The sequence below is a fragment of the Halomonas sp. genome (assembly GCF_041689495.1).
GTDB lineage: Bacteria > Pseudomonadota > Gammaproteobacteria > Pseudomonadales > Halomonadaceae > Halomonas.
In genome coordinates this window covers 1-9,656 of the sequence record NZ_JBDNGD010000239.1, presented here as the reverse complement: position 1 = coordinate 9,656, position 9,656 = coordinate 1, and the positions used below count along the sequence as shown (strand labels likewise).

Annotated in this window: 6 protein-coding genes and 2 pseudogenes; 2 read left to right on the top strand and 6 right to left on the bottom strand. The window is 62.0% G+C overall.

Annotation, left to right across the window (positions count from 1 at the left end):
- Positions 1-1,002: ketol-acid reductoisomerase (gene ilvC, locus ACESMD_RS08440; protein ID WP_372612170.1), on the bottom strand; the 1,002-nt coding region annotated here is incomplete at its 3' end.
- 174 nt (positions 1,003-1,176) lie between these two features.
- On the opposite strand from ilvC, the pseudogene ilvY reads away from it, so the two are divergent.
- A pseudogene (ilvY, locus tag ACESMD_RS08435) lies at positions 1,177-2,065 on the top strand (HTH-type transcriptional activator IlvY).
- A gap of 58 nt (positions 2,066-2,123) precedes the next feature.
- On the opposite strand, the gene ilvN reads toward ilvY, so the two are convergent.
- From ilvN to rluD, 5 genes are all read right to left on the bottom strand, one after another.
- Entirely contained in the window at positions 2,124-2,615 is a 492-nt protein-coding gene (gene ilvN / locus ACESMD_RS08430; protein WP_372612168.1) for an acetolactate synthase small subunit, read from the bottom strand.
- A complete protein-coding gene (locus ACESMD_RS08425) occupies positions 2,615-4,339 on the bottom strand; it encodes an acetolactate synthase 3 large subunit (protein ID WP_372612166.1) in 1,725 nt (574 codons plus the stop codon). Before ACESMD_RS08425 ends, ilvN begins: the two co-directional genes overlap by 1 nt.
- Positions 4,340-4,847: 508 nt before the next feature.
- A complete protein-coding gene (gene clpB, locus ACESMD_RS08420) occupies positions 4,848-7,430 on the bottom strand; it encodes an ATP-dependent chaperone ClpB (protein WP_372612164.1) in 2,583 nt (860 codons plus the stop codon).
- A gap of 161 nt (positions 7,431-7,591) precedes the next feature.
- The gene (pgeF, locus tag ACESMD_RS08415; protein WP_372612162.1) at positions 7,592-8,341 is read right to left on the bottom strand and encodes a peptidoglycan editing factor PgeF; all 750 of its coding nucleotides are present in this window, start codon (positions 8,339-8,341) and stop codon (positions 7,592-7,594) included.
- Positions 8,338-9,297, bottom strand: a complete 960-nt coding sequence (gene rluD / locus ACESMD_RS08410) for a 23S rRNA pseudouridine(1911/1915/1917) synthase RluD (protein ID WP_372612160.1) — start codon at positions 9,295-9,297, stop codon at positions 8,338-8,340. The genes pgeF and rluD overlap by 4 nt, the downstream gene beginning before the upstream one ends.
- A gap of 164 nt (positions 9,298-9,461) precedes the next feature.
- Between rluD and ACESMD_RS08405 the strand changes: the two are divergent.
- Positions 9,462-9,656, top strand: a pseudogene (locus ACESMD_RS08405) (outer membrane protein assembly factor BamD); the annotation flags it as partial.

Sequence of the window (9,656 nt, the reverse complement as noted above, 5' to 3'; positions counted from 1 at the left end):
GTCGACCAGCTGGTTCGCGGCGATCCAGGGCATCATGCCGCGCAGCCTGGCACCCACGGTCTCGATCTCGTGCTCGGCCGTCAGGCGACGACGCGCGGTCATCGAGGGATAGTTACTGTTGCCCTCATTGATGAACATCTTGGCGTATTCACCGGTCTGGATACGCTTGAGCGCATTGCGCATGGCCGCACGAGACTGGTCATTGATGACCTCGGGGCCGGTCACGTACTCGCCATACTCCGCATTGTTGGAGATGGAGTAGTTCATGTTGGCAATGCCGCCCTCGTACATAAGGTCGACGATCAGCTTGAGCTCGTGCAGACACTCGAAGTAGGCCATTTCCGGTGCATAACCCGCCTCGGTCAGAGTCTCGAAGGCCGCCTTCACCAGCTCCACGGTGCCACCACACAGGACGGTCTGCTCACCGAAGAGGTCGGTCTCGGTCTCGTCCTTGAAGGTGGTCTCGATGATGCCGCTGCGGCCGCCGCCGATGGCCGCTGCATAGGAAAGCGACAACTCCTTGGCGGTACCGGACGCATCCTGATGGATGGCGATCAGGTCGGGAATACCGCCGCCACGCACGAACTCGGAACGAACGGTGTGCCCCGGGGCCTTCGGCGCGACCATGATCACGTCCAGGTCGGCGCGGGGCTCGATCTGGTTGTAATGGATGTTGAAACCATGAGCGAAGGCCAGGGAGGCACCCTGCTTCAGGTTCGGTTCGACCTGAGTCTCGTAGATCGCCTTCTGGTTCTCGTCCGGCGCCAGCAGCATCACCACGTCGGCACTCTTGCAGGCATCCTCGACGGTCGCGACCTTGAGGCCGGCGGCCTCTGCCTTGGCAGCAGAGCCGGAACCGGCACGCAGTGCCACGGTGACGTCTACGCCCGACTCCTTGAGATTGTTGGCATGGGCATGGCCCTGAGAGCCGTAGCCCACGATGGCGACCTTCTTGCCCTGGATGAGGGAGAGATCGCAATCCTTGTCGTAATAAACGCGCATGGTATGCTCCTGAAAGAATAAAGATGGAAGGGATTTGTCGTGATCGCCATCGACCCGGCATTTGCCGGGGCCAGATGCCGGTGAAGACCAGTGACGGGAGCTTACTCTCGGAAGCGCATTGCGTAAAACGCGATATTTGCAATACTACATGCCAGTATGTGCAATAATGAGAGAATGGACATACGCCCCCTCGAACACTTCCTTGCACTGGCCGAGACCCTCCACTTCGGCAGGGCGAGCGATAGCTGCCATGTCAGCCCTTCGACCCTCAGTCGGTCCATAGGCCAGCTTAAACAACGCCTGGGCGTGACACTCTTCGATCGTGACAACCGACATGTGGCACTCACCCATCAAGGACGGCGCTTCCAGCAATTCGCCCGCGAGACACTGGAACAGTGGGAACAACTGCGACAGTCGATGATGAGCGAGGCGCAGGCATTGGCCGGCGAGATCAGCATCTACTGCTCGGTGACCGCCAGCTACAGCTTCCTCTACGAACTGCTCAGCGAATTCCGGCGTCGCCACTCGCGCATCAAACTCAAGCTGCATACCGGCGATCCGGCCGACGCGATGTCACGGGTACTCGCCGGCAGCGAGGACATGGCCATCACTCCCAGGCCCCGACATCCCCCGGAGGCACTGGCATTCAAGTCACTGACCCGCTCGCCGCTCGTATTCATTGCGCCAAGGGGCACTCAGGACTGGTATTCCGCCCACGCCCGAGTCGCCTTCCGCCGAGCAGTGGCGCGAGGTACCCATGATCCTGTCCGAGGCGGGACTCTCCCGGGAGTACAGCAACACCTGGTTCAGGGCACTGGGCATCACACCGCGAATCTATGCCCAGGTGGCGGGGCATGAGGCCATCGTCAGCATGGTAAGCCTGGGCTTCGGTGTGGGAGTGGTACCCAAGATCGTGCTCGACAACAGTCCCCTGGTGGATAGCATCCGGGTCCTTTCGGTGAAACCGGAACTGCCCCACTATGATGTCGGCCTCTGTGTTCTCGAGCGTCGTCTCAAGAGCCCCTTGATACGGGCATTATGGGATGAGGTCATCGAGCGCTAGAAACGGCGGAGCCGCCCCGAAAGACGGCTCCGTGACACCTCGAAGGGCTCAGTTCCATTTACAAGGAAAGGACTTTATCGCCCCGTGCGATCCCCGAAACCCCGGTTCGCGCCACTTCGAGGATGCCCACCGGCGCCATGGCCTGGAGGAAGGCATCCAGCTTGCCGGCGTCGCCGGTAATCTGCACGGTATAGAGGCTCGGCGAGACGTCGACGATCTGCGCACGAAAGATATCCACGGTACGCTTGACCTCGTCCCGTGCCGCGCCCAGTGCCTTGACCTTGATCATCATCAACTCTCGTTCGATGTGATTGCCTTCCGTCAGGTCGACCAGCTTGACCACATCGATCAGCTTGTTGAGGTGCTTGGTGATCTGTTCGATCACCCGATCATCACCCACGGTGGTGACCGTCAGCCGCGACAGGCTGGGATCATCGGTGGGGGCAACATTCAGCGTTTCGATGTTGAAGTTACGCTGGGAGAACAGCCCTACCACCCGTGAGAGGGCGCACGGTTCGTTTTCCATCAGGATCGAGATGATATGGCGCATCAGGTCCGCTCCGTCTTCGAAAGCAGCATGTCACGCATGGAGCCCAGGGGCACCTGCATCGGATAGACGTGCTCGTGGGGGTCGACGATGACGTCGAGGAACACCAGCTCTTGCCGGTCGGCCAGGACCCTTTCCAGGGCTGGCTCGAGTTCCTCCATCGTCTCTACCCGAAGGGCGGTGAAGCCATAGGACTCGATCAATTTCTGGAAATCGGGCAACGACTCCATATAGGAATGCGCATGGCGTGACTTGTAGTTCAGGTCCTGCCACTGGCGAACCATGCCCAGAGAGCCATTGTTGATATTGATGATCTTTACGCCGCCACCGAACTGCTTACAGGTGGACAGTTCCTGCATCATCATCTGGAAGCTGCCCTCACCCGTTATGCAGATCACCTCCTCGTCCGGATAGTGATGCTTGATACCCATGGCGGCCGGGAAGCCGAAGCCCATGGTACCAAGACCCCCGGAGGTGATGAAGCGGTTGGGCTTGTCGAACTTGTAATACTGTGCGGCGAACATCTGGTGCTGGCCGACATCCGTGGTCACATACGCCTCGCCGCGGGTCAAGCGGCAGATTGCCTCTATCACTTCCTGGGGCTTCAACAACTCGCCGGGCTGGGAATGTTCATAGAGTTTACCCTGTCGCTCATCCCGCCAGTCGTCGATCTTCTGCCACCATTCGACCAGCGCCTCGGGGTTGGCGATCTCCTTGTCCTGCATCAGGCTGATCATCTCGTCGATCACGCTGGCCGCCGGCCCGACGATGGGTACATCGGCGCGCACGGTCTTGGATACCGAACTGGGGTCGATATCCACATGAATGATCTTGGCCGTGGGACAGAACTTGGACGTATTGTTCGTCACGCGATCATCGAAGCGGACCCCGATGGCAATGATCAGGTCGGCATGGTGCATGGCCATGTTGGACTCATAGGAGCCGTGCATCCCCAGCCAGCCCAGACACTGCCGGTCGCTCTGGGGATAGGAGCCGATCCCCATCAGGGTGGTGGTGATCGGATAGCCCAGCCGCTTGACCAGATCGGTCAAGCCTTCGCTGGCGCGGCCGGTGACCACGCCGCCGCCAGTGTAGAACACCGGGCGTTTGGCCTTGAGCATCAATTCCACGGCCTTCTTGATCTGGCCGCTATGGCCGCGAGCTACCGGGTTGTACGAACGCATCCGGATCTTCTTCGGATAGACGTATTCGTAACGCTCGGTGGGGGCGGTCATGTCCTTGGGAATGTCCACCACCACCGGACCGGGCCGCCCGGTCGAGGCCAGATAGTAGGCCTTCTTGAGGACTTCGGGAATCTCCGACGGATGCCGGATAGAGAAGCTGTGCTTCACGATCGGCCGCGTCACACCGATGATGTCGGTTTCCTGGAAGGCATCGTCACCGATCATGTGGCTCATGACCTGGCCGCAAAGCACCACCATGGGAATCGAGTCCATGTAGGCGGTAGCGATGCCGGTCACCGCATTGGTGGCACCTGGCCCGGAAGTGACCAACACCGTCCCCGGCTTGCCGGAGGCACGCGCATAGCCGTCGGCGGCGTGGGTCGCCGCCTGTTCGTGGCGTACCAGGATGTGCTTGACCTTGTCCTGGCGGAAGAGGGCGTCATAGATATGCAGCGCCGCCCCACCGGGATACCCATAGATATATTCGACGCCCTCATCTTGGAGGAAGCGGGCGATCATGTCTGCGCCGGAAAGCAGTTCCACAGATGTTTCTCCCCTGTAGGTCTCGAGTGCGATCCGTATCCACCGTCGGGACACGGAGTCGAGTGCGGCGATATGCCGCTGCCGGCCATGCCGGCACCTGATGCCAAACCCTGGCGTTGATAGACCCGGATAGGGCCTGCACTCTCATCACGGCGGATCGCCGCGTCGGGGCGTTGGCCGGATCGGGCGGTTGGCCCGGTTCCGGTAGTCCTTCGGCGGGTAGAGGCCATCTGGCCTACCCTTCGCGCGGTGGTGGGGGTTGCCCACTACAGTCTGCGCCCGCAATCAGGAAGGCACAAGATTCCATTAGCGCCACAGGAGTGTCAACCATGATCGGTGCTGGAGTAGTCCATCGTCGAGAAATCGACAAGACATTTCGTCTCGAAGGGGCAAAAAAGAGCCCGCCAATCGAGGAGAGGCGGGCAAGAGAGGTTACAGGACGCAACCTGACTAGCAGTATAGGCAATGCTGACCGGCAAAGCCGGTCAGCACGGTAACGCTTTGTGCATCAGCTGCGAAATACAAGATGGCCCTCCTCGGCATCCACATGGATGACATCGCCCGGGGCGAATTTCCCGGCCAGCAGGTCCTGGGCGAGGGGATTCTCGATGCGGCTCTGGATCGCCCGCTTGAGCGGCCGTGCGCCGAAGACCGGATCGAAGCCCACCACGGCCAGCTGCACCAGGGCCGCATCACTGACCTCCAGCGACAGGTCGTGCTCAGCCAGGCGTGACCGCAGACGATCGAGCTGGATGCCGGCGATGGCCTGGATCTGCTCCTGCCCCAGAGCATGGAAGACCACCACCTCGTCGATGCGGTTGATCAGCTCGGGACGGAAGTGATCGCCGACCACCGCCATCACCATCTCCTTCATCTGTTCGTAGTCCGCATCGTCACCGCCCATGCGCTGGATGATGTCCGAGCCCATGTTCGATGTCATCACGATTACGGTGTTACGGAAATCCACGGTACGCCCCTGGCCATCGGTGAGGCGGCCATCCTCGAGCACCTGCAGGAGGATATTGAAGACATCGGCATGGGCCTTCTCCACCTCGTCGAGCAGCAGCACCGAGTAAGGCTTGCGGCGCACCGCCTCGGTGAGATAGCCACCCTCCTCGTAGCCGACATAGCCCGGGGGCGCACCGATCAGGCGTGCCACTGAGTGCTTCTCCATTAACTCCGACATGTCGATGCGCACCATGGCTTCCTCGGTGTCGAAGAGGAAGTTGGCCAGCGACTTGCAGAGCTCCGTCTTGCCCACCCCGGTGGGACCGAGGAACAGGAAGGAGCCGTTTGGCCGGTTGGGATCCGAGAGGCCGGCGCGGGAGCGGCGCACGGCGTTGGCCACGGCGGTGACCGCCTCGTGCTGACCGATCACCCGCTCGTGCAGGGCCTCCTCCATGCGCAGCAGCTTGTCGCGCTCGCCCTCGAGCATCTTGGCGACCGGGATGCCGGTCCAGCGCGAGACCACCTCGGCGATTTCTTCCTCGGTGACGTTGGAGCGCAGCAACTGGTGCCTGGAGGTATCGGCCTCGGTCTCGCTGCTCTCGGCGATCTTCTTCTCGAGCTCGGGAATTATTCCGTATTTGAGTTCCGACATGCGGCCATAATCATTTTGGCGGCGCGCCTGCTCCAGGTCGATGCGGGCCTTGTCGAGTTCATCCCTGAACTGGGCCGCGCCCTGGATGCTGGCCTTCTCGGCCTTCCAGATCTCGTCGAGGTCGACGTACTCGCGTTCCAGCTCATCGATCTGGGACTGAAGCATCTCCAGGCGTTTCCTGGAGGCCTCGTCGGTCTCCTTCTTGAGATGCTCACGCTCCATCTTGAGCTGGATCAGCCGGCGGTCCAGGCGGTCCATCTCCTCGGGCTTGGAGTCGAGCTCCATGCGGATGCGCGAGGAGGCCTCGTCGATCAGGTCGATGGCCTTGTCGGGCAGCTGGCGGTCGGTGATGTAACGAGTCGACAGCTTGGCCGCGGCGATGATGGCGCCGTCGGTGATCTCGACATGGTGGTGCACCTCGTAGCGCTCCTTGAGGCCGCGCAGGATGGCGATGGTGTCTTCCTCGGAGGGCTCGTCCACCAGCACCTTCTGGAAGCGACGCTCCAGAGCAGCATCCTTCTCGATGTACTTGCGGTACTCATCCAGGGTGGTGGCACCCACGCAGTGCAGCTCGCCACGAGCGAGTGCCGGCTTGAGCATGTTGCCGGCATCCATGGAACCCTCGGCCTTGCCAGCACCAACCACGGTGTGCAGCTCATCGATGAACAGGATCACCCGGCCCTCTTCCTGGGAGAGCTCCTTGAGCACTGACTTGAGGCGCTCCTCGAACTCGCCACGGAACTTGGCGCCGGCCACCAGCGCGCCCATGTCCAATGACAACACGCGCTTATCCTTGAGTCCCTCCGGCACCTCGCCGTCGACGATGCGCTGCGCCAGCCCCTCGACGATGGCGGTCTTGCCCACCCCAGGCTCGCCGATCAGTACCGGGTTGTTCTTGGTACGCCGCTGCAGCACCTGGATGGTGCGGCGGATCTCGTCGTCGCGGCCGATCACCGGGTCGATCTTGCCGCTGGCCGCCCGCTCGTTGAGGTCCAGAGTGTATTTTTCCAGCGCCTCGCGTTGGTCCTCGGCGTTGGGGTCGTCGACCTTCTCGCCGCCGCGCACGCTGTCGACGGCAGTTTCCAGCGACTGGCGGGTGACCCCGGCCTGCTTGAGCAGCTTACTGACAGCGTGGCCCATCTCAAGTGCCGCCAACAGCACCAGCTCGCTGGCGATGTACTGGTCGCCGCGCTTCTGGGCCTCACGATCCGTAAGGTTGAAAAGCTTGACCAGCTCGCGGGAGGGCTGCACTTCGCCGTCGAAATTGGCGACCTTCGGCAGGTCGTCGAGGTGGCCCGTCAGGCCGTCGCGCAGCCGGGCGGCATCGCCGCCGGCCTTCTGCACCAGTGCCCTGACGCCGGTATCGGTGGCCTCAAGCAGCGCCAGCAGCAGGTGGCCGGGCTCCAGCTGGTTGTGCCCGCGGCCCACGGCCAGGGACTGGGCATCCGCTACGGCGTTCTGCAGCTTGGCGGTGAACTTGTCGAATCGCATGAATCTTTCCTCCATCGGGGTGACGACGCGGTCGGACGCGCCGCCTGGCCCTAGTATGTGTCTTGACAGCATCAATGGAGTCGGCGTGGTCAGCTTTCAAGTCACCGGACAGGGAAGGGCGAAACGGGATTGATATGGATCAAGACGGCAGTGGCCGCAGGTCAGCGCAACCAGATCACGCTGGCCATTCGCCCGGTTCGACCATTTTCTCGGCGATGGGAATAGAAACGGGATTCACAGGCGCTACAGAAGTGACCACCGCTAATGGAGGATACGCCGAGACGTTCGAGTCGCAACCTTGCCAAGCGGTAGAGATCCGCCATGAAATGGCCGAGTCGATAGGGGCTGGGCTCGAAGGCCATGATCGCCTCGGGATGCACCCCGACGAATGTCTGCTGGACCTCGGGACCGACCTCGAACTGGGCATTGGAGATTGCCGGCCCGAACCAGACCAGCAGCTCCTCCGGAGGGATACCCATCGCCGCCACCGTGGCTTCCAGCACGCCACCGGCCAGGCCTCGCCAGCCGGCATGGGCGATCCCCACCCGCTCTCCCCGTCGATCACAGAAGAAGATCGGCAGGCAATCCGCCGTGAGGACCACACAGGCATGGCGCTGGTCGAAGGCCACGGAAGCATCGGCCTCGGCGGATGCCTCCAGGCCATGCTGGACGCGAGCTCCGTGCACCTGGTTCAACCAGAGCAAGGGTCGGTCATGCAATTCCTTCTGGAGCAGACGCCGGCACAGGGCCACATGGTCGGTGTTGTCACCGACATGTTCCGCGGGATTGAAGGCAGCGAAGTCACCCTGGCTGGGACCCGTCTCACGAGTGGTCACGAAGGCACCCACCGTCACCGGCGCCGGCCAGTCGGGCAGGATCAGGGTAGGGCGCAGGTCCGGGGCATCGCTCATCGCATGGTCTCACGGTCATCACGCAGGTGATCGAGCAGTACCAGCATGTCATTCGGGAGCGGGACACGAAAGACCCGTTTCTCACGGCTGGCCGGATGGACGAAACCCAGCTTACGCGCATGTAATGCCTGGCGGGGGAATTCTCGCAGCAGGCACTTGAGATCCTCTCCGGCGCCTCTTGGTAGCTTGAGCCGTCCACCGTAGACCGGGTCGCCTACCAGCGGATAACGCAGGTGAGCCAGATGGACACGGATCTGGTGCGTCCGCCCGGTCTCGAGCCGACAACGGGCATGGGTGTGGGCGCGGAAGCGCTCCACCACCCGATAGTGGGTCACTGCCGGCTTGCCCGAGGCATTCACTGCCTGACGCTTGCGATCCCGGGGATGACGGCCGATGGGTTCGTCGAGAGTGCCACCAGCGGTCATCACACCGACCGCGATGGCGTCATATTCACGCGATACCGTTCGCGCCTGGAGTTGCTCGACCAAGGCCGCCTGTGCCGCCAGGGTCTTGGCAATCACCATCAGTCCGGTAGTGTCCTTGTCGAGCCGATGAACGATACCGGCTCGCGGCACACCGGCCAAGGCGGGACAGTGATGCAAGAGCGCATTGAGCAGGGTACCATCCGGATTGCCCGCCGCGGGATGAACGACCAATCCCGCTGGCTTGTCGACTACCAGAACCTCGTCGTCCTCGAAGACCACCGCGAGCGGGATGTCTTCGGGTTCGAAGCGGGTGTCATCCTCGATCACCGCCCGCAGTGCCAGGGTCTCGCCACCATGCAGCTTGTCCTTCGGCTTGGCCCTTTGACCATCCACGGTCAGGGCGCCGGCCTTGATCCAGGTCTTGAGGCGTTCGCGGGAGAAATCGGCGAAGAGATCGGCAGCCGCCTGGTCCAGGCGCCATCCGGCCATGGCGTCGGGAACGCCTTGCATTGCTTCGAGGGTCTGTGGCATCGACGGGAAAGGAGCCTGTATGCGGGTATCAGAAGAGCACAACCAGCGGCCGGCAGCACGGATGGCGTCAGAGGACTGCGTTTTGCCGCCCGGTGCTTTATAGTGAGCAACATCTGAATCAATTCTATCATGGTCGAACCGGCTTGTTTGACACGAGGATGACGATGCGCGTTTTTAACCCCACTACTCGCCTTGCTGCGATGTTGCTGGCGACCGCCTGGCTGGCGGGTTGTGCCAGCAACGATTCCCGGGAAGAGGCCGACGAGTTCGCCGGCGTTTCCGAGCGCGAACTCTATGAAGAGTCACGCGATGCCCTGGAGCGTGGGCGATACAGCACAGCCATCACGCGACTGGAAGCC

Excerpts from the sequence above, each read along its gene's own strand:
- pgeF (WP_372612162.1), bottom strand. The coding sequence starts at position 8,341 with ATGAGCGATGCCCCGGACCTGCGCCCTACCCTGATCCTGCCCGACTGG.
- rluD (WP_372612160.1), bottom strand. The coding sequence starts at position 9,297 with ATGCCACAGACCCTCGAAGCAATGCAAGGCGTTCCCGACGCCATGGCC.
- ilvN (WP_372612168.1), bottom strand. The coding sequence starts at position 2,615 with ATGCGCCATATCATCTCGATCCTGATGGAAAACGAACCGTGCGCCCTC.
- clpB (WP_372612164.1), bottom strand. The coding sequence starts at position 7,430 with ATGCGATTCGACAAGTTCACCGCCAAGCTGCAGAACGCCGTAGCGGAT.